The organism is Verrucomicrobiota bacterium JB022 (assembly GCA_030673845.1).
Lineage (GTDB): Bacteria > Verrucomicrobiota > Verrucomicrobiia > Opitutales > Oceanipulchritudinaceae > WOUP01.
This window is the reverse complement of record JAUTCQ010000020.1, coordinates 121,188-144,104: the sequence shown is the minus strand read 5'-3', so window position 1 is coordinate 144,104 and position 22,917 is coordinate 121,188. Positions and strand designations below refer to the sequence as shown.

The window sequence follows — 22,917 nt, the reverse complement described above, 5'->3', positions numbered from 1 at the left end:
AAGGCAAAATCTAAGTCTGGTTTTCTTTTATAAGCTAAGACTTAGAGTTCTTTGCGTTCTTCTGTAAAATCTGCCTTTCCCTTTTCATGGAATACGAAGCCGTCATCGGTCTTGAAGTGCACGTGCAGTTGAAGACGCGCACGAAGATGTTTACCCGGGTGGAGCAGGGGTTCGGACACGAGCCCAACACCCTCACCAATCCCGTGATCATGGGACTGCCCGGGGTGTTGCCGGTGCTCAACCTCGCCGCGATCGAGCAGAGCGTGCGCATGGGCCTCGTCTTCGGCTCCGAGATCCCCGAAGTCTGTCGCTGGGACCGCAAAAACTACTTTTACCCCGACTCGCCGAAGAACTACCAGCTCACGCAGCTGCACCAGCCGATCTGTGTCGGCGGTGAGGTCGAGATCGAGCTGCCCGGCCCTTCGCGGAATGTGATGGGGGAGCACAAGCGCATCCGCCTGCACCACGCCCACCTGGAGGAAGACGTCGGCAAGCTCAACCACTACGAGAGCGATTCGCTGGTCGACTACAACCGCGCCGGCACTCCCCTGCTCGAGATCGTGACCGAGCCCGATCTGCGCTCGCCGGAGGAGGCCGTGGCGCTGCTCCAGAGCCTGCGCATGCACCTCATGGCGGCTGGCATCAGCGATTGCGACATGGAGAAGGGCCAGATGCGTTGCGACGCCAACGTCAGCGTTCGCCCCGTCGGTGCCGATTACCTCAACAAGCGCTGCGAGATGAAGAACCTCAACTCCATCTCCGGCGTGCGCAACGCCATCGCCTACGAGATTCGTCGCCAGTCGAAGGTCTACGAAAAGGGCGGCACGGTGATCCAGGAGACCCGCCGCTGGGATGCCGACACGGGCGTCACCACCAGCATGCGCAGCAAGGAAGAGGCGCACGACTACCGTTATTTCCCCGACCCCGACCTGATGCCCGTGCGTCTGCCGCGCGACCGGGTCGAGGCCCTGCGCTCCGAGCTGCCCGAAGGCGTCTTCGACCAGCAGCGCCGTTACATGGAGCAGTTCGACTTCCCGTATACGCTCACCTCGGTGATCTGTTACGACCACGAGCTGAGCCGCTTCTTTGAGCAGGCGCAGGCAGAATACGACCAGAACCCCAAGGCCATCGCCAACTATGTGGCCAACGAGCTGCAGCGCGAGCGTGCCGCCGGGGAGGAAGAGGGCTTGCTGCCGATGAGCCTGCTCCAGATCACGCCCAGCCACATCGCCGATCTGGTGCGTATCATCGACGAGGGCAAGATCACCAAGCAGATTGCCAAGGACGTCTTCACCGAGATGTATCAGACCGGCAAGCGCCCGCTGGAGATCGTGAAGGAGAAGGGCCTGGAGCAGGAAGACAACTCCGACGAGCTGATCCCAGTCTTGCGCGAGGCCATCGCGAAGAACCCCAAGGCGGCTGATGACGTGCGCGCGGGCAATGAAAAGGCGATCAATGCCTTTGTCGGCCCGGCCATGAAGGCCTCCAAGGGTAAGGCCAACCCGCAGCAGGTTCGCGAGATCGTGCTCAAGCTGCTGGCTGAGTAGCCAGATCCACACTTTCAATGTGAAAAAGGCGGTTCCATCTCGGGAGCCGCCTTTTGTGTGATCAGAGCACGAACGTTATGCCGGTCGCTTGAATTCCGGGATCGCGAACAGTTTGAAGTTGATCGCGCCTGCCACCTTGGCCCCGTCGGCCACCGCAAAGGCCACGTTGTGAGTGGGTGCGGCGACGTCTCCGGCTGCATAGACGCCCGGCACGGTCGTTTGCTGGTCGGGGCCGACGGAGAGCAGCCGCCCGACCATGGTATCGGTTAGCTCGCAGCCGAGCTGCTCGGGCAGGGGCGAAGTCATTTGCAGCTTGGGGGCGAGAAACAGAGCCCGCACCGGCACTACGCGTCCACTGGTCAACCTCACGTGCTCCAGCGCCTCGCCCGCGCCCTCCAGCGCCGCGACGGCTTCGGTCTCGATCACCACGCTACGAGATTCCAGTGAGGCACGCTCTTCGTCGCTCAAGGTGATCGCGCCGTTGGTAAAGAACGTCGTCGGCCCCCATTGCGGGATGATGTGGGCCTGATGGATCGAATTGGACCCTGTCGCCAGCACCCCGAGCGGGGCTCCGCCAAACTCGTAGCCGTGGCAAAACGGGCAGTGGGCAACGCTCTTGCCCCAGCGTTCGGCCAACCCGGGAATGTCGGGCAACTCGTCGCGCACCCCCGTCGTTAGCACAAGAAACTTGCCCGTGGCGCGCTGGCCGCCCCAAGTTTCTACAATAAAGCCATCGGCCTCGTGGCGGGCTCGGGTTGCGAGGTCCACCCAAAAGGTCACCTCTGGGTAGGCCCGAAGTTGTTCCCGAGCCGTTGAGAGAATCTGGCCGGGCGGCACTCCGTCTTGCCCTAGAAAGCTGTGGGAGGCGGCGGCGAAGCGGTTGCGCGGTTCGCCCGCGTCGATTACGAGCACGCGGCGGCGCGAACGCGCAAGGTAGAGGGCGGTGGAGAGACCGGCGAAGCTGCCGCCGATGATGATGACGTCAAAGTTCATGCGGATGTGAGGGGTGGTTGTGGTGCGGATGGTGGCGCAGGCGGGTCTGGAAATCGGCGGCGATGTCGGCCAATGTTACTTCAGTGAGTCGGGCGAGCAATTGGGCCTCGGCTGCCTGCCGGGCCTCGTCGATCGAGGCATTGACGGCTTGCTCGACGAGGCAGCGCGGCTGCGGGTTGCGGTTGCCAAACGAGAACAGCGCGGGCTCGCCCAACGCGCGGTAAACATCGTGCAGCGTCGTCTCCGCCAGGGCGCAGGTTAGCCGCCAACCGCCACCCGGCCCTTTGGCCGCCTCGACTAGCCCGGCTTTACGCAGACCCGCCATGGTGCGGCGCACGACCACAGGGTTGGTCTGCATGTGCTGGGCCATCACCTCCGAGGTGACGGGTAGCGGGTTTTCCGCCATGTGCAGGAGCACATGCAGCACAGAAGACAGGCGGCTATCGGGCTTCATGTAACTTTAAATGTTACAATAAGAGGCGGTGTCAACTCGGATGGTGGCGAGACGGCTATGGAGAGGAAAAGGTTTGGCAGTTGGCGGGAGTTCTGACGAAGTAGACCGCCGATATGTCGCTGAGCGATCCTACCGGCACCGACGTTTCCGGCCCTCGTCCGCACCTGCTGCGCCGTGGGCTCGACTGGACGGTTTCCGTTTTGCCCCTGTTGGGGCTGGCTGCCGTCGTCTACCTGGTCGGCTGGCCGCACACGTTGGAGACCGAGCAGGTGCTGGTGGCGTCGATGCGTTGGGTCGCGGGTCTCTATGCGGCATTGTTTCTGGCGCACTGGTGGCTGCAGCCCCGGCGCGAAGAAGCATCGCCCTGGGGGCGCTACGCTTTTCCACTCCTGGCGGTGGTGATCCTGCTCGGGGCCTTGTTCGATGGGCTGATCTCGCAATGGGTCCACCAGGAGGTGCAGCAACTGCCCGCGCGGGTGATCCTGTTGACGCTGGCGGCGCTCCAGCAAGTGGTGGCGGCAGCCATGCGGCTGGCGTCGTGGATCCCCGCCTTCGAGAGCACGGTGCTGCGGCGGGTAAATCCTGGTACCATTCTCTTCGGCACCTTTGCGCTCCTGATCGTGTTTGGCACGCTGCTGCTCAAGCTGCCGAACGCCACCGTAGGGCAGCTCGGCTGGCTCGACGCGCTGTTTACCAGCACCAGCGCGGTCTGTGTCACCGGGCTCATTGTGGTGGATACCGCGACGGCTTTCACGCCGCTGGGGCAGGGGATCATCCTGCTGCTGATCCAGATGGGCGCATTTGGGATCGTAACGCTGACCTTCTTCCTCGCGGTCGTGACAGGGCAGGGCTTCAGCGTGGCCAGCCGGGTCTTTTTGCGCGATGTGCTCAACCTCGAGAACCTGCGTAACCTCGGCACCGCGATCTACTTCCTGATCTTCTGTACCCTGGCCATCGAGTTGACCGGCGCAGCGGCCCTTTACTTTTTCTGGAGCCAAAGCGGCGGGGAAGCGGTCCCCGACCTCTGGTGGGCCTCGCTCTTCCATTCCGTTTCGGCCTTCTGCAACGCAGGCTTCTCGATCTTTAGCACCGGATTGGCGGACCCGCGCACGGCTTTCAACTACCCGGTGCAAGCCGTCATCATGGGGTTGATTGTGCTCGGCGGCATCGGCTTTCCGGTGCTGCTGGAGGCGCTGGGCCTGTTTCGTCGCATCTTCGGCCCGGCAGCAAAGGGACGCTTTACGGTGCACTTCCGCCTGGTGTTGCTTTCAACGGCCATCCTGATCGTGGGCGGCGCTTTGGCCTTGTGGGCGAGTGAGTGGCGGGCGGCCTCGGACACGTGGTTGCATCAGGCTTGGGTGGCGCTGTTCAATTCCGTTACCGCGCGCACGGCGGGCTTCAACATTACAGACATGGCGGCGCTCTCCAGTGCGGCGACGGCGGTCATGATCCTGCTCATGTTCATCGGTGGCAGCCCGGGCGGTTTTGCCGGTGGCATCAAAACGACGACTTTTGCGCTCGCGATGCTCAACCTGCGCCGCATCTTGCTGGCCCGTGGCGATGTGGAACTCTTTGGCCGCCGGATCGACGAGGAGTTCTGCAACCGGGCCTTTGCCGTGCTGCTGCTTTCGCTGACCTGGATTTTTGGCGCTACCACGCTCATCCTCTTCCTGCAGCCCAGTTTTACGCTACTGGACACTCTGTTCGAGACCGTCAGTGCGTTTTCGACCGTCGGGTTGACGCGCGGCATTACGCCCGAGCTTTCCGGCGCGTCCAAGCTCGTGATCATCGCCACCATGTTCGTCGGGCGGGTGGGGGTGATGAACTTCTTCTTTTCCCTGCTCGTGATCCCGCCCAAGGATCGCCACTCACGGCTTCCGCGCGAGCGCATCATCATTGAATAACCGCTTTCCCACCTATGAAGATTGCCATTATCGGTATCGGCCAGTTCGGCCTTCAGCTCGCCCTCGCGCTGGCGGAGGACAAGCACGAGGTCATCGTGATCGACCAGGACGAAAAGACGGTCGACTCGCTCAAGGACAAGGTGGCGCACGCTGTCATCGGCGACGCGAAGGACATCAAGGTGCTCGACGAGCTGGGCTTGACCAAGGTGGACCGCGTGTGCGTGACGATCGGGGAAGATTTTGCGGCCTCCCTGCTCATCACCGGCCACTTGCAGGAGCTGGGGGTGAAGAACATTTACTGCCGCTCGATCAACCACGTGCACGAGCGGCTGCTACGGCTGATGAAGGTCGACAACATCATCCAGGCGGAAGCCTTGGCCGCCCGTCAGCTCGCCAAACGCATGGGCATCCGGGGAGCGACCCGGCACTTCGGCCTTTCCAACGACTTCGGCATCGTCGAGCTGAGTGTGCCGGAGTTTCTGGTGGGCAAGCGCCTGATGGAGGCCGATCTGCGCCGTCGCTTCACCGTCAATTTGGTCACGGTGCGCCGCAATCGGGGCGAGGAGTCCGCCATCATCGGGGTGCCGCCGCCCGACTTGATGTTTGAAGAAGGCGACGAGCTGGTCGTCTTCGGCACGGATCAGGCCATCCGTGAATTCTCAACCCGCAAGAGTTTTTAGTACCGTCGCCCTTGCTAGCGCTCCACCACCACGTAGGGCCGGAGGCGTTCGAGGGTGCTGTCGGTAATGCCCGGCACGCGCAGGAGGTCCTCCACGCGGGTGTAGGGGCGGCCTTCGACGATGCGGTGCGCCAATACCGGCCCGATGCCGCGCAGACGCTGCAGTTCCCGCTCGGTTGCGTAATTCAGGTTGATGCGGGCGGCCGGGGAGGGATGGTTGTAGGGGGCGTGTGGGCTGCTGTCGTAGCCCGCCGGCAGCTCTTCCGGGCTGAGGAAGGTCAGTAGATCGTCGGGGTGGTTGTGCCAGAGGCCGACGCGGTTGTTTTTCGCCATGCGCTCGGCCACTTGCAGGCGGCCCCAGAAGGCGCTTTTCTCCAGCCCGTCGTACCAACTCGTTTCGGGCTCGGACGCGTCGAGACGCCCCAGCCCGCGAGCGATCAACTGCTCTGCAAGGTAATCCTGGCGACGCACCGCCACGGCATAAAAGACCGGTTGGGTCGAGGGGTCGCCCACGCGTTCCCAGCGGGTGAGGATGCGGCTCCCGCCTTTCAGAAAGCTCTCGGTGTAGCTCTTGGCCTCCTGGCCGAGCGCAAGGGTTTCCTCAATATTGAGGCCGAAGAAGCGGGCCTGTTCGCCTAGTAAGTCCAAGCGGTCGCGCGTGGTCTCGGGCGCATCGACAAAGTAGAGCTGGAACTCGTAGCGCTGGCTGTTGTGCACCACGCAGAATGAGTCGCCATCCAGCGGCCCGTCCTTTTGCAACTGCCAATAGTCAAGGGCAACCCAACCAGGCGCAGGAACTGCCGGTGGGGTGGCATCGAGCCTGACGACTGCCATATTCAGCAGCGCCAAGGCCCAAAATAACAGAATGCCTCGCTGTAGCATCGTTAATGCCGTTCTGGTCTCACTCAGGATAGTCGGACTATTCAATACCGACTTTAATGACTCCTAAGGAATTTACTTCGAGCAGGGCAAAACCATATTGTATGGCTAAGCGATCACTCTGCTTTACATAAAGAATTGCCTGATGGAGCTCAGGTAGATTCCCTTAGTGGCGACGGTCTGTCAACAGGGTTTCCTGCAAGGCCTTTGTAATCTCTTCGCACCGCTCCACGTCGATCCAGTAATAGCTGTCGCGGCACATGCGCTGGCAGCGCACGATCCCGAGGGTGCGCAGGCGGGCCAAGTGGTTGGAAACGGTGGGCTGGCTCAAACCAAGTTCCTCTGCCAGTTGCGAAACGTTGGTGCGCGTCTTACAGTCGGGATTCAATGGCAGACGCGACAGGATGCGCAAGCGGTTCAAGTCCCCCAGCGTCCAAAGCTGGCGGGCGAGCTGCTCTTGTTGCTCCTCGTCGTTCACCTGCGAGAGTTCTGGCATTCGGTCAGTCACACGTAAAGTTTGATTCAATTATTGACAAATTCAAATACGTGAAGACTGAAATAGCAACAACCTCATTCGAAACTTTTACTGCATGTTTCCACAAGATCGCCGCGACAACTGGTTCAAGGGACAAGGCCACTGGGCCGATGTGCCGGCCGAAGACTGGCAAGACTATCGCTGGCAGCTCCGCCATCGCCTGACAAAGGTCGAGCAGCTGCGTGAATTCCTGACGCTTACCCCGGAGGAGGAACAGGGCTGTTCCCACGCGGGCAACAAACTTGCGCTGGCGATCACCCCCTATTTCTTCAACCTCATCAACCCGGACGACCCGAACGACCCGGTGCGCAAACAGGTGATCCCGCGCGGCGACGAGATGTTTACCGCGCCCGAGGAACTGCTCGACCCGGTGGGCGAAGAAGGCTCGATGGGCGTGCCCGGCCTCGTGCACCGCTACCCCGACCGGGTGCTGTTTCTGGTGACGAACGTCTGCGCCGCCTACTGCCGCTACTGCACCCGGAGCCGGCTGGTATCCAACGCCCAGGGCTACGACTTTCACCCCAATTTCGAGAACTGCATCAAGTACATCGAGGAGCACCCCGAGGTGCGCGACGTACTGCTGAGCGGCGGCGATCCCCTGCTGCTCAACGACAAGAAGCTCGATTACCTGCTCGGCCGCCTGCGCGCCATCCCGCACGTCGAGTTTATCCGCATCGGCTCCCGCATCCCCGTGTTCCTGCCGCAGCGCATCACGCCCTCGCTGCAGGAGATTTTCCGCAAGCACGGCCCGGTGTGGATGAGCATCCACGTCAACCACCCCAATGAATGCACCGATGAGCTCTACCAGGCCACCGAGCGCCTGACCATGGCTGGCGTGCCGCTAGGCAACCAGAGCGTGCTGCTCAAGGGCGTCAACGACGACGTGGAGACGATGCGCAGCCTCGTGCACCGCCTGCTGATGATGCGCGTACGCCCGTACTACATCTACCAGTGCGATTTGATCACCGGCTCGCGCCACTTCCGGGCCGACGTGCGCAAAGGCATCGACATCGTCAAAAACCTGCGCGGCTTCACCACCGGGTATGCCGTGCCGCAGTTTGTGATCGATGCGCCCGGCGGCGGCGGCAAGGTGCCGATCAACCCCGAATACGTGAAGGAGATCACCGACGACGAGATCATCCTGCGCAATTTCGCGGGCGACGAATACCGCTACCCGCTCAAGGTCTCGGCCCGCAGCGAAGTCCACGTGCCCGACGACGTGATCGAGCCCGTGCTGGCTTAACGGAAAACGTTGGGCATCCGCTCCGGTTTACCTTGCAACTACAGGCCGGATTTTCATGATAAGCATTTCCGCCCACTTCGGGCGGTTTTCCTTTATCTGAGACAGGTCCATGGTTCCGGAACGCTCCGAAACTCCCGTGCTCGCCGATTTGCCGGCGGAATTGCCCAGCCCCTTTCTTCGTTCGCTTTACCGGTGGACGCAGCCTTTGACGGAGCCTTTGCTCTGCATGCAGCGCCTCAACCGGCACTACGCGCGCGCTTCGCAAAACCCGGAAGAGCTGAACGGTTTCGACCGCGCGCTGCAGGAGCTGAACATCCGCCCGCAGGTACGGGCAGCCGACCTGGAACGCATCCCGGCCACCGGCCCCGTGATGATCGTAGCCAACCACCCGTATGGCGCGGTCGACGGGTTGGTGATGGGCTCCGTTTTGCTCCGCCGCCGTCCAGACGCGCGCCTGCTCGTCAATTACCTGCTCAACCGGGTGGAGTTCCTGCGCCCCTGGCTCTTTATGGTCGACCCCTTTGGCGGCCAAGGCGCTCAGCAGCGTAACCTCAGCGGCATCAAGAACAGCCATCGCCACCTTAGCAAAGGCGGTCTGCTCGCCACCTGGCCCTCCGGCACCGTCTCGCACTGGCACTGGGATCGTCGTCAAGTGACCGACCCACGCTGGGCCAGCAACCTCGCCAGCCTGATCCTGCGGACCAAGGCCACCGTCGTGCCCGCCTACTTCCCCGGCGGCAACAGCCTGGCCTTTCAGCTCGCTGGCATGGTCCATCCGATGGCTCGCACGGCCATGCTCGTGCGCGAGTTCATGAGCAAGTGCGGGGAAGATATCGAGGTGCGCTTCGGTCAGCCCATCTCTGCCGCGCGCCTCTCCAAGTTTACCGACGAGCAGGAGCTGATGGACTTCCTGCGCCTCAAGACCTACATCCTGCGTAACCGTCAGGTGGCCGACCGCACGAGCTTCCGCCGAGCCCGCCCCAACAAGCGCGACAAGGTGGTGCCGGTGCCCGAAGGCCCGAGCCGCGAGGCCTTGCAGGCGGAAGTGGCCGCGCTGCCCGCCGAGCAACTGCTGGTGGAGCAGGGTGACTTTGCGATCTACTACGCCCAGGCCCAGCAGGTCCCGCTGATGATCGACGAGATTGGCCGCCTGCGCGAGCTGACCTTCCGCGAAGTGGGTGAGGGCACCAATGGCCCGCGCGACCTCGACCGCTTCGACCAGGACTACCTGCACCTCTTTCTCTGGAACCGTTCTGCCGGCGAGATGGTCGGCGCCTACCGTCTTGGCCTGACCGACAAGATCCTGCCGCGCCAAGGGGCCGCCGGGATCTATACCACCACCTTGTTCCGCTACCAGCCCGGTGTGCTGGAAGGCTTCGGGCCCGCCATCGAGCTGGGCCGCTCGTTCGTCCGTGCCGAATACCAGCGCCGCCCGCAGTCGCTCGCGCTGCTCTGGAAGGGCATCGGCGCCTACATCGCGCGCCACCCGCAATACAAGCTGCTCTTCGGCCCCGTCAGCATCAGCAAAGAATATCAGAGCCTCTCCAAGAACATGATGGTCATGTACTTGAAGGAGCATTCGCTGGATCCCGACCTCGCGCACAAGGTGCGGGCCAAAAACCCACCGCGCTCCCGCCACTTCGGGCGGCTCGACCGCAATTCCTTCGCTTCCATCGTGCGCGACATCGACGACGTTTCCGGCCTTATTTCCGAGATCGAGCATGAGGAGCGGGGCGTGCCGGTGCTATTGCGCCAATACCTGAAGTTCAACGCCACGGTGCTGAGCTTCAATGTCGACCCCGACTTCAACAACTGCATCGACAGCCTCATCCTGACGGACCTGACCAAGACGAACGAGCGCGTGCTCAAGCACTACCTCGGGGAAGAAGGCTGCGAGCGTTTCTACGCCTACCACGAAGTGCGCCGCACCGAAAAGGCGGAAGTCAGCCAGGAATAGGCGCGCCTACTGCGTATAAACCGCCTCAACCTGATCCGCGCTCAGCCCCGCCATTTCGCAGATGCGCTGGAAATGCGCCGGCTCGACGGGCTGGATCGAGAGGCGTTGCCCGCGTTGAGCGACCAGCATCTCCTTCAGCTCCTCGTCGGCCTTGATCTGCTCCAAGGTCACGAATTCGGGCAGGTGGGCACGGTAGGCCACATCGACTTGCATCCAGCGCGGCTTTTCTTGCGTGGCCTTCGGGTCGTGATAATCCGATTTGGCATCAAACTGCGACGGGTCGGGGTAGGCCTCTTTGCTGACGATTTCGGCCAGCCCGGCTACGCCCGGGGGCTGGGTGCTGGAATGGTAGAAGAGCACCCGATCGCCCTGTTTCATCTCGTCGCGCATAAAATTGCGGGCCTGGTAGTTACGCACGCCATCCCAGCCGCTCTTGCCGCCCGGCTTTGCCTTCAGGTCGTCCAGGGAAAACACGTCGGGTTCCGATTTCATCAACCAACAGCGGGCCATGAGCGGAAACTAAAGATGATACTATTGGATGCAAGTTCTTGCGCTGCGATTTCCCCGCATGCTTGCTCCCGCCTGAGCTGGCGGGTTACTTTATGCTATGCCAACTGTTCTGAGGGTCGGGCCATTTCGATTTCATTTCTATTCCGACGAAGGAAACGAGCCAGCCCATATCCATGTGCGGTTTGAGGGAAATGATTGCAAGTTTTGGCTTGTTCCTGTATCTCTAGCCTCTAACCGGGGAGTACCCGTGCATCGGATCCGCGAAATCGAAAAGATCATTTTCGAAAACCAACAGCTTTTTCTCAGTGCCTTCAATGAACACCGAAACCTACAGCAGTGAAGCGCTTGCGGTCCACGCTTGGGCGGAAGGGCGGCGCATCTTTATTGAATTGACGGACGAGCGGGTCTTTTCATTCCCTGCGGCTCGCTTTCGTCGGCTGAAGAACGCAACTGATGCGCAATTGGCAGCGGTGGTGGTTGAAGCGAATGGTTACGCTTTGCGCTGGGAAGAGCTGGACGAAGATATTACCGTCCCCGGTGTTGTGGCCGGCCGTTTTGAACTACCGCCCCAAGCCTAGCCCCCACATCAACCCAAGGGCAGCGAGATAAAGAAGGTCGTGCCTTCGCCACGGGTGGATTCGAAGCGGATACGGCCGCCATGGGCCTCGATGATCGACTTGGTGATGGCGGAGCCGAGGCCGGTGCCCTCGCTCTTGCCGTGGGTGACGAAGGGCTCGAAGAAAGTCTCACGAATCTCCTCGGGGATGCCGCAGCCGGTATCGCGCACGCGCAGCTCCAGCATGCTGTTGACGGTGTCGATCTGGCCGCTGATCTCGATCAGACCACCCTCGTCGGCCATCGCTTCCATCGCGTTGTCGATCAGGTTTTGCAACACGCGCTGCAGCTTGCCCCGGTCGGCATTCAGCTCCACATCGGGCACGTCGAGCACGATGGTGATGAGCTCGTCTTCGAAGTAGGGGAAATTGAGATCCTGGAACTCCGCCAGCAAGTCGCTGATGAGGAAGCGGGTGCGCTTCAACGTGTGCTTGCCGCGCGAGAATGCCGACAGCTCGCTCACCATTTCGAGCATACGCTGCACCTGATTTTCGATGTTGGTGCACAGGCGCGCGGTCTCAGGGTCGGGATGCTTCTGCAGGATGAGCTGCGAGCTGAGGCTGATCAGGCAAAACGGGTTCTTGAAGTCGTGGATGATTGTGTTGGTCATCCGGCCCACGATCGCCATCCGCTCCTGGTGGAGCATGTCCTGGATGTAGTGGCGCGTGGTGTCGTGCAGGTGCTTGATTACGCTCTGCAACAGGTCCTCGACCGGGCCGGGCATCTGCGAGAGGTATTGCACAAGGATGTTGCCGGGCATCAGGAGCAGGTGCAGGTCGCCGTCGGCAATCGCCCGGAGTGAGCGCGGATCGTCGGTCAACACGCCGATCTCGCCAAAATAGTCGCCTTCCTGCGAGTAGCTGACGGTTAGCCATTCGCCGCTGGGCAGGCGCTTCTGGAAGGCCACCTTGCCGCGCAGGATCAGGTAAAGATTGTCGGCAGGGTCGCCTTCGTCGAAGATCAGGGCCTTGTCCGCCAGCTGGACGATCTGGGATGCGTCCACCAGCGGCTGTGCCATCTGCGGCGTGATATTTTCGAAGAAGGGGTGAGCGCTGATTTCCATTCGCGAATAAATCCTTGCGCCCCTGTGGCTTGGGCGTGGCACACGAGTCAGTCCGCCCACTAGTTAAGACCGCCACCTGCGCACCGTCGAGCAAAATTCCCCGGCGAAGGGTCTGCTATTAGGTATAGCCCCCGGTTTGCGCCCAAGGCGTTAGCCTACTGGCCGGAGCGCAGGCGCTGCTCCCAGGAGTATTCGCGGTCGACGACGCGGCCTTCGAGGCTGGTCGTGCGGCTTTCGAGATCGCGCAGCTTGTTGCGGAGGCGACGCATGGCCCAGGTGCGGTCGGTCGCGTAGCTGTTGTAAAAGTCCCGAGCCTCGTCGTCCTGGGGCTCGATCATCGGTTCGGGGCGCATAAAGATAGCGGCGAGGAGGTAGATGATCAGCATCGGCCAGATCCCCGTCATCAGGAGGCCCACCACGAAGAGCAGGCGGACCCAGAAGACGTTGAGCTCTGCGCGATTGGCGAGACCTTTGCAGACGCCGAAGATCATGCCGTCGCGGGCGCGGTAGAGCGGGCCGGTCGACTCGGAGCGGTTGCGATGGGCGCGGTCTCCGTAGGTGCGCTTGAAGTTGCGGGAAAATTTGCAGCGGTTCATCGAATAGGGGGAGGGGTGGACCGCGGTGTGCGGTCGGTGGTGATGGTTTCGAGCGCTTCGATGCGCTTTTCGAGGCGGTTGAGGCTGTCGTGCATTTCTTGCAGCAGGGCCGCTTCTTCACTGGTGGCGGAAGAGCGGCCGTCGCGTCGGTTCATCTTGGCGAGCATGACCAGCGTGAAGCAGATGACGGGCAGCCCGATGACGATGAAGACTACTATAACGGGAATGAATGCAGCCATGATAACGTGCCGTAATCGGGTGTGAGGGTAGCGAGGCAGGGCGGATTACGCGAGGCAATTACGCCTCGCTCGACGGGTTTCCCGCCTTCTTGGCCTTCAGGGCCTGCAGCTCCTGCTCGATCGCGTCGTCGTGCTCCAGCTTGGCGAACTCGTCGTCGAGGGAGCGCGTGCGCTTCGGGTTGATCAGCTCGTTTTCGGCCTCGAGGCGCTCGATGCGGTTTTCGAAGTGGTCGAAGCGGGCCACGGCATCGCTCGAATCGGCGTAACGGATCTTCGTCTGCGCATCCTGGCGGCGCTTGGCCTGGAAGGCGCGCTGGATCAGCACGCGATGCTTGTTGCGGGCGGATTCCAGCTTCTCTTCCAGCTGATTGATGTCTTCGCGGTATTTGGCGATGATCTCGTCGAAGTTGCTCACCTCGGCCTCGCGGTTGTCGGCCTCGGCCTGGAAAGTGCGCTTTTCGACCAGCGCCTCGCGGGCGAGGTCTTCGCGACCCTTGTCGAGGGCGAGGGTCGCCTTCTCGGCCCAACGCTCAGCACGCTCCTGGGCCTGGTTGCGCAGGCGCATCACCTGGGCCTGCTGGGCCATGGCTCCGGCGCAGGATGCCTTCAGGTCGACGAGGGTGTCCTCCATCTCCTGGATCATCAGCTTGATGAGCTTTTCGGGGTCTTCGGCCTTCTCCAGCATGGAGTTGAGGTTGGCGCGGATGATGTCTTGGAAGCGGGAAAAGATGCTCATGATGATTTAAGTTTCGTTTTTAGGTTTCTTCTCATTGCAGCGAGGATGCCAAACGGGGAGGCGATATTGCTTGTCTTTGGCTATCAGTATCTTGCACGCCAGGTTTTTCTTGAATGCGGTTTTGGCTGGTAGCGTGTGCCACAAGTTGGTAAATCTCGCCGCGAACTTATGGCATCTCCCGCCGATTCCACTCCGCGCGACGCTCTGGGCGAATCCGAAGCCTTCGTTGCCTTCCAGGAGCGCCTTTCGCGTGTCGCCAGGGTCGACCGGCCCGTCCTCTTGATCGGCGAACGCGGCACGGGCAAAGAGCTTGCGGTGCGCCGCCTGCACTACCTCTCCACGCGGTGGCAACAGCCGCTGGTGGCGCTCAACTGCGCGGCCCTGTCTCCCAGTGTGCTTGAGAGCGAGCTGTTTGGCCACGAAGCGGGCTCGTTTACCGGTGCCTCGCGTCGCCGGCTGGGCCGCTTCGAGCAGGCGGAGGGCGGCACGCTCTTTCTCGATGAGATCGGCCTCCTGCCCATGCCGGTGCAGGAGAAGATCCTGCGCGTAGTCGAATACGGGCAGTTCGAGCGGGTGGGCAGCAGTGAGACGATTCAGACCGATGTGCGCGTGGTCGGCGCGACCAATGCCGACCTGCCGGCGCTGGCCGACGAGGGCAAATTCAAGCGCGACTTGCTCGACCGCCTGAGCTTCGACGTGCTCTTCCTGCCGCCCCTGCGCGAGCGGCGCGACGATATCATGCTGCTGGCCCACTCCTTTGCCAACCGTATGGCGCAGGAGCTGGGGAGGCGCGGCGTCTGGGAGTTTACCGACGACGCGGTGGCGACGTTGCTCCAATACCCCTGGCCCGGCAATATTCGCCAGCTCAAGAATGTGGTCGAGCGCGCGGTGTATCAAAGCCCCGACCCAAAAATTGAGGCGGCTGAAATCGTCTTCGATCCCTTCTCGCCCGAGCAGCAGGCCTCCCAGCGCGTGCGCGAGCTGGAGCCGTCAGCGGTTGAAAGCCCGGCCCCGTCGGTCGTGAAACCGACGACGGTCGACCGTCGCCCGCTCAACGACCGGGTGCGGGAACTGGAAGTCGAGGCCCTGCAACGTGCCTTGGCCGAGTGCCAATACCACCAGCGCAAAGCCGCCGACCAGTTGGGCCTCAGCTACCACCAGTTTCGCGGGCTCTACCGCAAATATCAGGATGAGCTGAAAAGCGAAGGGTAGGGCTGCGCGATATTCAACCCCGCCGGCTGGCATTGCACTCGGGGAACGGTTAAACTGGCGGCATGGAATCGCTTACTCCGTCTCCCCAGGTCAAACCGTATCTGATTCGCCCGCAGGGTAACTTCCCCGGTAACGAGCGCCTGCCGCTCTTGCACTACCAGGGCCTCTTTCCGGAGGGAGGGGAGCAGATAGCCGATGCCATCGAGGAGCGCGTGGGCCTCCACCACTGGGGCAACTGTTGGCGCTGGGGCATCTACGATTTTCACCACTATCACAGTCGCGCCCACGAGGCCCTCGTCTGCTACCAAGGGCAAGCCCGCGTCCAGTTTGGCGGGCCGGAAGGCCCGGTGGTGGAATTCAAAACCGGCGATGCGGTCGTGATCCCGGCCGGCGTCGCGCATTGTCTGTTGGAGAGCGAGGGCGACTTCGAGGTCGTGGGCTGTTATCCGCCTGGCCAGAAGCAGGACATGAAGCGCGACAACCCTGACGACTTGGCGGAGGCGAACGAAAGCATCCCCCAAGTCCCCGCCCCCAAGACCGATCCGCTCTACGGCACCCACGGCCCGCTGCTCCAATTCTGGCAACTGCAGGAAGGTCACGCCGATGGACCGGAGGCCTGAGCGGGAGGTATCGACCCTTTCTACAATCCAGGCAGATTTGTATCTCTAAAAAGACGAATGGCCGTCCGGCGCCCTACATCACGTGCTGTTCGGCGCTCTTGCTGTAGCGGTAGATGCTGGCGGTGTGGCCTACCGCTCCGCAGAGGGTGGCGCCGACGGTGTCGCAGAGCTGGTGGAGCAGTTCGGCGCGCTGGTCGCGCTCCAGCTCGGGCAGGCGCACCTTGATCAGCTCATGGCGCTCCAGGTTGAATTCAAGCTCCTTGATCACGGGAGGCGTGAGACCGGCCTTGCCGATGGTGACGGCCGGCTTGAGTGCCTGAGCCAGGCCACGGAGGCGGCTGCGGTCGGAGGAAGAAAGGGGTTCGTTGGACATGCGGGCGAGTATCGAAGGGTTGGTGCGGCGGGCGCAATCCCGCAGCGCACAAGGGTGACGTTTTTGAAAAGAAAAGCCCCCGCCGGCGAGGGCAGGGGCTGAAATACGGGTAACCTGTATGGATCAGGCGAGACCGATTAAGCCGTCAGGGGAGGGTTGGTCACCGGAGCGGCGCCGGGAGGCGTCAAGTGGCGCAGGATGCGGGCGGGCGTACCGACCACCACGCAGTCGCTGGGGATGTCGTGCGTTACCACGGAGCCAGCGCCGATTACGACGCGGTCGCCAATGGTCACACCGCAGAGCACGATGGCACCGGCACCCATCCAGACGTCATTACCAATCACGATGGGCTTGGCGATTTCCCAGCCGGCAGCGCGTTGCTCGGCATCGATCGGGTGGCCTACCGTGATCAACTGCGCATTGGGGCCGGCCTGGAAGCGCGCACCGATGGTGATCGGGGCTTCGTCCAGCATCGTCACATTGAAGTTCAGGAAGGCAGAGCCCTGAAAGCGAATGTGGTAGCCGTAGCTGCAGTAAAAGGGGTTCTCCGCTTCGATGGCGGACGCGTCCTGTTGCAGCAGTTCTTCGAGCAGTTGACGACGTTTGTATTGATCGGCCTTGGAGCAAGCGTTGAAACGCTCCAGGCGATCTCGAGCCTGAGCCCGGCGGAAGTTCAGTTCAGCGTCTTCCGCCAGGTAGTGGTTACCGGAAATCATCCGGTCATATTGTAAGTTCATGCAGGTTGCTGAGGCCGTGGAGCTCAAATCGGGGCGACGTGGTTCAATAAGTTGGTTGAATGTTACGGCGTCACCTCGGTCCGACTGAACCCACCAAAGGGTCAAGCTTCGTTCCACTGTCACTCAGGAACTACACCCTACCTTCAGCGAACTCACAGCATTCAGATTTCCTTACGCCCGTCAATAGAGACTCATGGGCCGCTTCATCTTTTACAAAATTACCTCAAATATTTCGGCGGAGGGTTTCCTCCAGCCAAGGCGGGGCTGCGGGGCGATCTTCTGGCGCCGCTACGCGAAAACACTTGCGAGCCCGCCGCGAGCAATGGAATAGTATCCGTTTTGGGCCGCACCGCGCCCGCAGCCTTTACCGCGCACATGCCACAGCTTCCCAACCTCGAATCCTTCCGCCAGCGCCTCGCCGACCTCGATGCCCAGATGCAGGCGCCCGACTTCTTCAGCGATGCCCGCCGCGCCGCCAGCATCTCGCGTGAGCACCAGAAGATCACCCGCCTGCTCGAGATGGGCGCGAAGTTTGAGGCGACGGAGCAGCAGCTCAACGACAACCGCGAGCTGATTGCCGACCCGAGCGCCGATGAAGAGCTGAAGGACATGGCGCGCGAGGAGATTCCCGAGCTGGAGGCCTCTCTGGAGGAGCAATACCAGAACCTCCTGGGCGAGATGATCCCGCCCGACCCGAGCGACTCGCGCAACACCATCCTCGAAATCCGCGCCGGCACCGGTGGCGACGAGGCGGCTCTCTTCGCCGGCGACCTCTACCGCATGTATGTGCGCTTCGCCGAAACTCGCGGCTGGCGCGTCGAAGGCATGAGCTCCAACGAGGCGGAAGTTGGCGGCTTCAAGGAAGTCGTCTTCCTCATCAGCGGCGAAGAAGTTTACAAGAACCTCAAGTTCGAGAGCGGCGTGCACCGTGTGCAGCGCGTGCCGGAGACCGAGGCCAGCGGCCGTATCCACACCTCCGCCGCCACCGTGGCCGTGTTGCCGGAAGCTGAAGAAGTGGACGTGCAGATCGGGCCCAACGACCTTGAAATCACCACCATGCGCGCCAGCGGTGCCGGCGGCCAGCACGTCAATACGACCGACTCGGCCGTGCAGATCGTGCACAAGCCGACGGGCGTCATGGTCTATTGCGCCGACGAGCGTTCCCAGCTCAAGAACAAGCAGAAAGCGCTCAAGGTGCTCTACTCCCGCATCCTCGAGGCCAAGCAGCGCGAAGAGCACGAAAAGTATGCCGCGCACCGCAAGAGCCAGATCGGCAGCGGCGACCGCTCCGAGCGCATCCGCACCTACAATTTCCCGCAAGGCCGCATCACCGATCACCGCATCAACCTGACCCTCTACAGCCTGCTCGAAGCGCTCAACGGCTCGCTGGAGCCGATCATCCAGCCGCTGCAAGACGCCGACCGTGCCGAGCGCATCGAGGCCATGCTGGAAGGGCAGGGCACCCCCGCTTCCCGCTAAGCACCGTGCAGACGCTGCTCGAAGTCCTGCAAAAGACGGAGGCCTTCTTCGCCAAGGCGGGGCTGGAGCGCCCGAAGCTGGAGGCGCAGCAGCTCTTTGCGCACATCCTCGACTGCCGGCGGCTCGACCTCTTTTTGCGGCACGACGAGCCGATGACGGAGGAGCAGCTCGAACGCCTGCGCCCGATGGTCAAGCGCCGCGCCCAGCGTGAGCCCCTGCAATATATCATCGGGCACGTCGAGTTTTACGGTCTGCGGCTGAAGGTGGACGCGCGCGCGCTGATCCCTCGCCCGGAGACCGAAGAGCTGGTCGATTTGCTGGTGAGTCGCTATGGCGATACGCCGCCCTCACGGGTGGTGGACTTGGGCACCGGTACGGGTGCGATCGCCCTCGCGCTGGCTCAAGCCTGGCCGCAAGCTCAAGTGCTGGCCATCGACGCCAGCCGCGACGCGCTGACACTGGCCCAGGAAAACGCCAAGGCCCTCGGGCTCGACCGCGTGGGCTTCCGTCTTGGCTCCTGGCTCGAGCCCCTGCGCGGCCCCGTCGACCTGATCGTATCCAATCCGCCTTACCTGACGGAGGAAGAGATGCAGACCGCCGCGCCCGAAGTGGTCGACCACGAGCCCGGCAGCGCCCTCGTTTCAGGGGCCGATGGTCTGGACGACCTGCGCGTGATCCTCGCCGGTGCCGCCCAGCGCCTCAACTCCGGCGGGCTGCTTGCCCTGGAGACTGGGATCGACCAACACGCCACGCTCCAGAAGCTCGCCACCGCCGCCGGCCTCACCGACTTCGAGTCCCGCCCCGACCTCTCCGGCCGGGACCGCTTTGTCTTCGCGCGGAAGGGGTAGATTCGGTCAACAAAAAAGCCCGCTCGGGTGGAGCGGGCTGAAAGGGGTTCGCGGGCGGTGAGGCTCGCGGCTACAGGGCCATCTTGTCGTCCTGATGCTTGGAATCTTCCTTGGCCGTGACGGTCTCGAAGGGAGACTCTTCGTGGTTGGCCAAGACGATCCAGTCGCTGAGGATGCGCATGCTCTCACGCAGCTCCACGTCGATGTTGGGGCGATCTTCGAGCACGTCGGGGTCGTATTGGACCATTTCGCGGAAGAAGACGGGCAGCAGGTCGTCGATCTGCTTGGCGGTAAAGCCGTCGCCCAGCGCCTCGGCGAAGTTGGCGTGCGGGTTGAAGGTCTGGGTGCGGTCGCGGTGTTTGAGGCCGTTGAGCACCGTTTCCATCTGCTCGGTGGAGATTTCCTCGCCGCTGGTCTCGGAGAGGGTCGTGGCCAGCTCTTCGGCGTGGTCGAGGCCTTCTTCGTAGTTCAGGTATTCGACCCACACTTCGTGGATCTTGGCGTCGTTTTCCGGCGAGTAGTAGAAGACCTTCTGGTAAAACTGGTTGGCACGGTCGCGACCATCGGGCAGGGGGGTGGAGCGCAGCTTTTCCTGGTGCTCTTCATCCTTCTTGGCCGTCAGGGCGAGGTCGACTTCCTGCATCGGGAAGCGGTGCTTGCGGAACTCGAGACGCTCTTCTTCGAACTGGTCGCGCAGAGTCTCGTCTTCGGTCTTCTGGACGCGGCGGGCATCGAGGTTGAGGCTTACGCTGGTCTGGTCGTTCTTCTTGCGGAGCCAGTCGAGGTTGCGCTGCCAGAACTGGAATTCGGGCAGATTGTGCTGACGGTCGAGGCTGCGTTGCGAAAGTTCCTTGATCAGGATGTCGTTGACCTGGTCGAGTGCGACAGTCTCCGTCTGGGCATTGCTGCGCAGGGCAAATTCGACGGGCGGGATGGTGTCCCACGCCAACGCGTGGTCGAGCTGGGCTTCGCCTTCGAGCAGGAACTCGGTGGCGGAGGGCAGCACGATGTCGGCGGGCACGCCCTTGTTCTGGGTCGAGGCACCGTCGGGCAGATAAAACTTCTGGATCGTGATCTTGACCATGCCCACGTCGTCGATGCCGTTTTCGGCGCGGCGGTGCAGCATGTTGCGCAGGTCGATGGGGGCCTGGACGGTGCCCTTGCCGTGGGTCGTGGTGTCGCCGACGATCAGGGCGCGGCCATAGGCCTTGAGCGCACCGGCCACAATCTCACTGGCGGAGGCGCTCTGCTTGCTCGTCAGCACGACGAGGGGGCCGTCGTAGGCCACGGACGGGTCCTTGTCCCAATCGGTATCCACCTGACCGTCGTAGTTGCGCTTTTGCACTACGGGGCCGGTGGGGATAAAGAGGCCGGCGAGGGCAACGGCTTCTTCGAGGCGGCCGCCGCCGTTGTTGCGCAGGTCGAGCACGAGGCCCTTTACGCCATGTTCTTCCAGCTTGGTGATCAGCTCCTTCACGTCGCGGCTGGTGCTGGTGTCGGCCTCGTCGAAAGTGCCTTCGCCGTAGAACGATGAGAGCTTGATCACGCCGATCGGCACGAGCTGGTCTTCACCCATCGGCACTTCGTGGATCTCGCCGTGCGCGAGGTTCGCCGTCAGCTCGACTTTGTCGCGGTTGAGGCTGATGACCTTGCGGCCGGTTTCGTTGGCCGGCTCGATGGTCAGGCGGACTTCAGAGCCTTCTTCGCCGCGGATCATCTTCACGATGTCGCGCAGCTTCATGCCCATCACGTCGACCGGCACGCCGGTGCCCTGAGCCACGGCCACGATCTTGTCGCCGGGGTGCAGCTCGCCGCTCATTTCGGCGGGTCCACCGGGCAGGAGGCGCTCGATCACACAAGTCTCTTCGATCTGGCGCAGTTGGGCACCGATGCCGATGAGGCTGTTGCTGATCGCGATGTTGAACTCCTGAGTGCTGTCCCAGGAGAAAAAGTTGCTGTGGGGATCGTAGAGCTGGGCGAGCGAGGTCAGGAAAGTCTCCTGCACGCTGTGCACGTCCATCTCCTTCATCTGCTTGGAAAAGCGGTCGTAACGCTTCTGGACCTTTTCGACGGCCTCATCGTAGGAGACGTCTTCGAGCATTTCGCTCACGACTTCGAAGGTCAGGCGGCGCTCCCACAGGTCGTCGGCGTCGGCTTGGTCAGCCGGGTAGGCGACTTCGCTACGGTCGGTCTCGTAAGTCTTGTCGCTCTCGAGGTCGAGGGGCTTCGTCAGACGCTCCTTGATCCAGGCGAGGCGGTCCGTCACGCGCTTTTCGTAGGTGTCGTAGATCTCGAAGGCCGGGAAGAGGTCGCCCGAGATGAGGTAGACGCGCTTCATGGAGTCACCGAAGCGGGCGTGGGCAAAGTCCTGATCTTCGCGCAGGAAGAAGAGGCGCGAGCCGTCGAGGTCTTCCATGTAGGTGTCGATCAGCTCGACCGCATCCAGCTCCTGAAAAGGCTTTTGCTTGTAGTGGTAGCGCTGAATCATGTCGATCGCGTAGATCGTCTCTTTCTTCAGGCGCTCCCGCGTGTCGCGGGTGACTTCGAGGCCAAAAGCGGATGGTGAACTGAGGGCGAAAGCGGAGGCCAGCATGCCCGAGGCCATCCAACGATTGAGCGGGGTACGAAAATTCATGAGTGAGCTTCCTTTGCTACAACGTCACATCCCAACGCTTCTTAAGCACAGGTTAAGGGATCCGCGCTGGCAGGGTGGTGCATGTTTAGTAGGACCTTTAATTCAAGCAAATGTTCAATCCTGCGAGGGTAAACAGACCAGAGTGAGCTCAGGTTGCATCCTCGGCCACATAATCTCCGAGCCGGCGCAAGTAGGCGTAGCTGTAGAGGCCGGACTGGTGACGGTCGGAGAAAATAAAGCGGATGGCGTAGGTGCCGACCAGCTCCCAGCCGACCACGGTGACGCCCGGGAAAGAGTCGCGCGGGTCGGCGCCGTGGATGCGCCCGAAGATGTCGGGCTCGCCCATATTCTCGGCACTGGGGGACCACGCCCGCAGGCGCTCCATCGGGATGAAGTCTTCCCGGCCGTCCGACCAGCGAATTGCTACCTCTTGCCCAATGAGTTGGACGTCTGTCGGCTTGAAACCTGCCACCCGATTACAGCTATGCTCAACTGGTGAATGCCGCAAGTGTTTTCCGTGCTTGAGTTTGGGGTTTCGGGGGCTAGGCTGCTGGCAATGGCCGATGCCGAGACCACCGTGGCCGAACTGAAGCAGGCCGTATTTGAATTTGCCCACGCGCGCGACTGGGAGCAGTTTCACAGCCCCAAAAACCTCTCCATGGCCCTCGCTGCCGAGGCGGGGGAGCTGATGGAGCACTTCCTCTGGTGCAGCTCCGAGCAGAGCCGCGAAATCGCCCGCGATTCCGCCAAGACCGCCGCCATTCGCGAGGAGCTGGCCGACGTGGTGATCTACGCGATGGAGTTTTCCAACATCAGCGGCATCGACCTCGCCGAGGCCATCCGCGCCAAGATCGAGAAGAACGACCGCAAATACCCCGTCGAAAAAGCCAAAGGCAAAAGCCTGAAGTATACGGAGTTGTAGCGAGTTGTCGCCGTAGCACGCCCTCCGGGATGCTGAATTGTCCAGCAAGCCAGAGGCTTGCCAGATCTTAGCGCGGGGTTGAGGTCCGCAAGAGCGGATCGATACCCCGGGTTTTACAAGCCCAAGAATGCACTCTGGAAG

The 22,917-nt window shown here is 62.1% G+C and carries 24 protein-coding genes and 1 pseudogene; 12 read left to right on the top strand and 13 right to left on the bottom strand.

Annotated features, from left to right (window positions below; all coding sequences use genetic code 11):
• Positions 1 to 86 precede the first annotated feature (86 nt).
• Positions 87 to 1,547, top strand: a complete 1,461-nt coding sequence (gene gatB / locus Q7P63_16080; protein ID MDP0501611.1) for an Asp-tRNA(Asn)/Glu-tRNA(Gln) amidotransferase subunit GatB — start codon at positions 87 to 89, stop codon at positions 1,545 to 1,547.
• Positions 1,548 to 1,622: 75 nt separating this feature from the next.
• On the opposite strand, the gene Q7P63_16075 is transcribed toward gatB, so the two are convergent.
• Both Q7P63_16075 and Q7P63_16070 read right to left on the bottom strand, forming a co-directional pair.
• Positions 1,623 to 2,540, bottom strand: coding sequence for an NAD(P)/FAD-dependent oxidoreductase (locus Q7P63_16075; GenBank protein MDP0501610.1), 918 nt, complete (start codon positions 2,538 to 2,540; stop codon positions 1,623 to 1,625).
• A complete protein-coding gene (locus tag Q7P63_16070; protein ID MDP0501609.1) occupies positions 2,530 to 2,994 on the bottom strand; it encodes an Rrf2 family transcriptional regulator in 465 nt (154 codons plus the stop codon). The genes Q7P63_16075 and Q7P63_16070 overlap by 11 nt, the downstream gene beginning before the upstream one ends.
• Before the next feature lie 113 nt (positions 2,995 to 3,107).
• On the opposite strand from Q7P63_16070, the gene Q7P63_16065 reads away from it, so the two are divergent.
• A complete protein-coding gene (locus Q7P63_16065) occupies positions 3,108 to 4,898 on the top strand; it encodes a potassium transporter TrkG (protein MDP0501608.1) in 1,791 nt (596 codons plus the stop codon).
• 14 nt (positions 4,899 to 4,912) lie between these two features.
• Positions 4,913 to 5,578 (top strand): TrkA family potassium uptake protein, encoded by a 666-nt coding sequence (locus Q7P63_16060; GenBank protein ID MDP0501607.1) that lies wholly within the window; start codon positions 4,913 to 4,915, stop codon positions 5,576 to 5,578.
• 14 nt (positions 5,579 to 5,592) lie between these two features.
• Here Q7P63_16060 and Q7P63_16055 read toward each other — a convergent pair.
• A pseudogene (locus Q7P63_16055) lies at positions 5,593 to 5,790 on the bottom strand (helix-hairpin-helix domain-containing protein).
• A gap of 832 nt (positions 5,791 to 6,622) precedes the next feature.
• On the bottom strand, positions 6,623 to 6,952 hold the full coding sequence (locus Q7P63_16050; protein MDP0501606.1) for a metalloregulator ArsR/SmtB family transcription factor: 330 nt from the start codon (positions 6,950 to 6,952) through the stop codon (positions 6,623 to 6,625).
• A 94-nt stretch (positions 6,953 to 7,046) separates the two neighbouring features.
• On the opposite strand from Q7P63_16050, the gene Q7P63_16045 reads away from it, so the two are divergent.
• A complete protein-coding gene (locus Q7P63_16045) occupies positions 7,047 to 8,234 on the top strand; it encodes a KamA family radical SAM protein (protein ID MDP0501605.1) in 1,188 nt (395 codons plus the stop codon).
• 109 nt (positions 8,235 to 8,343) lie between these two features.
• Positions 8,344 to 10,191: a lysophospholipid acyltransferase family protein gene (locus Q7P63_16040; protein ID MDP0501604.1), complete on the top strand. Its 1,848-nt coding sequence runs from the start codon at positions 8,344 to 8,346 to the stop codon at positions 10,189 to 10,191.
• 6 nt (positions 10,192 to 10,197) lie between these two features.
• Here the strand turns inward: Q7P63_16040 and Q7P63_16035 are convergent, their stop codons facing one another.
• Positions 10,198 to 10,683, bottom strand: a complete 486-nt coding sequence (locus Q7P63_16035; GenBank protein ID MDP0501603.1) for an EVE domain-containing protein — start codon at positions 10,681 to 10,683, stop codon at positions 10,198 to 10,200.
• 115 nt (positions 10,684 to 10,798) lie between these two features.
• Here Q7P63_16035 and Q7P63_16030 point away from each other — a divergent pair, with 115 nt between their 5' ends.
• Positions 10,799 to 11,041, top strand: a complete 243-nt coding sequence (locus Q7P63_16030) for a DUF4160 domain-containing protein (GenBank protein MDP0501602.1) — start codon at positions 10,799 to 10,801, stop codon at positions 11,039 to 11,041.
• Entirely contained in the window at positions 11,016 to 11,279 is a 264-nt protein-coding gene (locus tag Q7P63_16025) for a DUF2442 domain-containing protein (protein ID MDP0501601.1), read from the top strand. Before Q7P63_16030 ends, Q7P63_16025 begins: the two co-directional genes overlap by 26 nt.
• An 8-nt stretch (positions 11,280 to 11,287) precedes the next feature.
• Here the strand turns inward: Q7P63_16025 and Q7P63_16020 are convergent, their stop codons facing one another.
• The 4 genes from Q7P63_16020 to pspA form a co-directional block, all read right to left on the bottom strand.
• Positions 11,288 to 12,379: an ATP-binding protein gene (locus Q7P63_16020; protein MDP0501600.1), complete on the bottom strand. Its 1,092-nt coding sequence runs from the start codon at positions 12,377 to 12,379 to the stop codon at positions 11,288 to 11,290.
• Positions 12,380 to 12,534: 155 nt separating this feature from the next.
• Positions 12,535 to 12,975: a PspC domain-containing protein gene (locus Q7P63_16015; protein ID MDP0501599.1), complete on the bottom strand. Its 441-nt coding sequence runs from the start codon at positions 12,973 to 12,975 to the stop codon at positions 12,535 to 12,537.
• The gene (gene pspB, locus Q7P63_16010; GenBank protein ID MDP0501598.1) at positions 12,972 to 13,214 is read right to left on the bottom strand and encodes an envelope stress response membrane protein PspB; all 243 of its coding nucleotides are present in this window, start codon (positions 13,212 to 13,214) and stop codon (positions 12,972 to 12,974) included. Before pspB ends, Q7P63_16015 begins: the two co-directional genes overlap by 4 nt.
• A 58-nt stretch (positions 13,215 to 13,272) precedes the next feature.
• Positions 13,273 to 13,950: a phage shock protein PspA gene (pspA, locus tag Q7P63_16005; protein ID MDP0501597.1), complete on the bottom strand. Its 678-nt coding sequence runs from the start codon at positions 13,948 to 13,950 to the stop codon at positions 13,273 to 13,275.
• 168 nt (positions 13,951 to 14,118) lie between these two features.
• Here pspA and pspF point away from each other — a divergent pair, with 168 nt between their 5' ends.
• Positions 14,119 to 15,162 carry a phage shock protein operon transcriptional activator gene (gene pspF, locus Q7P63_16000; protein ID MDP0501596.1) on the top strand — a complete coding sequence of 348 codons (1,044 nt, stop codon included), beginning with the start codon at positions 14,119 to 14,121 and terminating at the stop codon, positions 15,160 to 15,162.
• 62 nt (positions 15,163 to 15,224) lie between these two features.
• Entirely contained in the window at positions 15,225 to 15,782 is a 558-nt protein-coding gene (locus Q7P63_15995; GenBank protein ID MDP0501595.1) for a cupin domain-containing protein, read from the top strand.
• Between the two features lie 73 nt (positions 15,783 to 15,855).
• Here Q7P63_15995 and Q7P63_15990 read toward each other — a convergent pair whose 3' ends face one another.
• Together Q7P63_15990 and Q7P63_15985 are read right to left on the bottom strand one after the other, a co-directional pair.
• Positions 15,856 to 16,155: a YhbY family RNA-binding protein gene (locus tag Q7P63_15990; protein ID MDP0501594.1), complete on the bottom strand. Its 300-nt coding sequence runs from the start codon at positions 16,153 to 16,155 to the stop codon at positions 15,856 to 15,858.
• A 137-nt stretch (positions 16,156 to 16,292) separates the two neighbouring features.
• Entirely contained in the window at positions 16,293 to 16,892 is a 600-nt protein-coding gene (locus Q7P63_15985) for a sugar O-acetyltransferase (protein ID MDP0501593.1), read from the bottom strand.
• 375 nt (positions 16,893 to 17,267) lie between these two features.
• Here Q7P63_15985 and prfA point away from each other — a divergent pair, with 375 nt between their 5' ends.
• Both prfA and prmC read left to right on the top strand, forming a co-directional pair.
• Positions 17,268 to 18,371, top strand: coding sequence for a peptide chain release factor 1 (prfA, locus tag Q7P63_15980; GenBank protein MDP0501592.1), 1,104 nt, complete (start codon positions 17,268 to 17,270; stop codon positions 18,369 to 18,371).
• Between the two features lie 5 nt (positions 18,372 to 18,376).
• A complete protein-coding gene (gene prmC, locus Q7P63_15975; GenBank protein ID MDP0501591.1) occupies positions 18,377 to 19,219 on the top strand; it encodes a peptide chain release factor N(5)-glutamine methyltransferase in 843 nt (280 codons plus the stop codon).
• Positions 19,220 to 19,289: 70 nt separating this feature from the next.
• Here prmC and Q7P63_15970 read toward each other — a convergent pair whose 3' ends face one another.
• Together Q7P63_15970 and Q7P63_15965 are read right to left on the bottom strand one after the other, a co-directional pair.
• Positions 19,290 to 21,854: a carboxy terminal-processing peptidase gene (locus Q7P63_15970; GenBank protein MDP0501590.1), complete on the bottom strand. Its 2,565-nt coding sequence runs from the start codon at positions 21,852 to 21,854 to the stop codon at positions 19,290 to 19,292.
• 148 nt (positions 21,855 to 22,002) lie between these two features.
• On the bottom strand, positions 22,003 to 22,326 hold the full coding sequence (locus Q7P63_15965; GenBank protein MDP0501589.1) for a DUF971 domain-containing protein: 324 nt from the start codon (positions 22,324 to 22,326) through the stop codon (positions 22,003 to 22,005).
• 84 nt (positions 22,327 to 22,410) lie between these two features.
• Here Q7P63_15965 and Q7P63_15960 point away from each other — a divergent pair, with 84 nt between their 5' ends.
• Entirely contained in the window at positions 22,411 to 22,776 is a 366-nt protein-coding gene (locus Q7P63_15960; protein MDP0501588.1) for a nucleotide pyrophosphohydrolase, read from the top strand.
• Positions 22,777 to 22,917 lie beyond the last annotated feature (141 nt).

What these genes read in the sequence shown, in the direction of transcription:
- gatB (MDP0501611.1), top strand. Translation starts at nt 87, where the DNA reads ATGGAATACGAAGCCGTCATCGGTCTTGAAGTGCACGTGCAGTTGAAG.
- Q7P63_16075 (MDP0501610.1), bottom strand. Translation starts at nt 2,540, where the DNA reads ATGAACTTTGACGTCATCATCATCGGCGGCAGCTTCGCCGGTCTCTCC.
- Q7P63_16070 (MDP0501609.1), bottom strand. Translation starts at nt 2,994, where the DNA reads ATGAAGCCCGATAGCCGCCTGTCTTCTGTGCTGCATGTGCTCCTGCAC.
- Q7P63_16065 (MDP0501608.1), top strand. Translation starts at nt 3,108, where the DNA reads ATGTCGCTGAGCGATCCTACCGGCACCGACGTTTCCGGCCCTCGTCCG.
- Q7P63_16060 (MDP0501607.1), top strand. Translation starts at nt 4,913, where the DNA reads ATGAAGATTGCCATTATCGGTATCGGCCAGTTCGGCCTTCAGCTCGCC.
- Q7P63_16050 (MDP0501606.1), bottom strand. Translation starts at nt 6,952, where the DNA reads ATGCCAGAACTCTCGCAGGTGAACGACGAGGAGCAACAAGAGCAGCTC.
- Q7P63_16045 (MDP0501605.1), top strand. Translation starts at nt 7,047, where the DNA reads ATGTTTCCACAAGATCGCCGCGACAACTGGTTCAAGGGACAAGGCCAC.
- Q7P63_16040 (MDP0501604.1), top strand. Translation starts at nt 8,344, where the DNA reads ATGGTTCCGGAACGCTCCGAAACTCCCGTGCTCGCCGATTTGCCGGCG.
- Q7P63_16035 (MDP0501603.1), bottom strand. Translation starts at nt 10,683, where the DNA reads ATGAAATCGGAACCCGACGTGTTTTCCCTGGACGACCTGAAGGCAAAG.
- Q7P63_16030 (MDP0501602.1), top strand. Translation starts at nt 10,799, where the DNA reads ATGCCAACTGTTCTGAGGGTCGGGCCATTTCGATTTCATTTCTATTCC.
- Q7P63_16025 (MDP0501601.1), top strand. Translation starts at nt 11,016, where the DNA reads ATGAACACCGAAACCTACAGCAGTGAAGCGCTTGCGGTCCACGCTTGG.
- Q7P63_16020 (MDP0501600.1), bottom strand. Translation starts at nt 12,379, where the DNA reads ATGGAAATCAGCGCTCACCCCTTCTTCGAAAATATCACGCCGCAGATG.
- Q7P63_16015 (MDP0501599.1), bottom strand. Translation starts at nt 12,975, where the DNA reads ATGAACCGCTGCAAATTTTCCCGCAACTTCAAGCGCACCTACGGAGAC.
- pspB (MDP0501598.1), bottom strand. Translation starts at nt 13,214, where the DNA reads ATGGCTGCATTCATTCCCGTTATAGTAGTCTTCATCGTCATCGGGCTG.
- pspA (MDP0501597.1), bottom strand. Translation starts at nt 13,950, where the DNA reads ATGAGCATCTTTTCCCGCTTCCAAGACATCATCCGCGCCAACCTCAAC.
- pspF (MDP0501596.1), top strand. Translation starts at nt 14,119, where the DNA reads ATGGCATCTCCCGCCGATTCCACTCCGCGCGACGCTCTGGGCGAATCC.
- Q7P63_15995 (MDP0501595.1), top strand. Translation starts at nt 15,225, where the DNA reads ATGGAATCGCTTACTCCGTCTCCCCAGGTCAAACCGTATCTGATTCGC.
- Q7P63_15990 (MDP0501594.1), bottom strand. Translation starts at nt 16,155, where the DNA reads ATGTCCAACGAACCCCTTTCTTCCTCCGACCGCAGCCGCCTCCGTGGC.
- Q7P63_15985 (MDP0501593.1), bottom strand. Translation starts at nt 16,892, where the DNA reads ATGAACTTACAATATGACCGGATGATTTCCGGTAACCACTACCTGGCG.
- prfA (MDP0501592.1), top strand. Translation starts at nt 17,268, where the DNA reads ATGCCACAGCTTCCCAACCTCGAATCCTTCCGCCAGCGCCTCGCCGAC.
- Q7P63_15970 (MDP0501590.1), bottom strand. Translation starts at nt 21,854, where the DNA reads ATGAATTTTCGTACCCCGCTCAATCGTTGGATGGCCTCGGGCATGCTG.
- Q7P63_15960 (MDP0501588.1), top strand. Translation starts at nt 22,411, where the DNA reads ATGGCCGATGCCGAGACCACCGTGGCCGAACTGAAGCAGGCCGTATTT.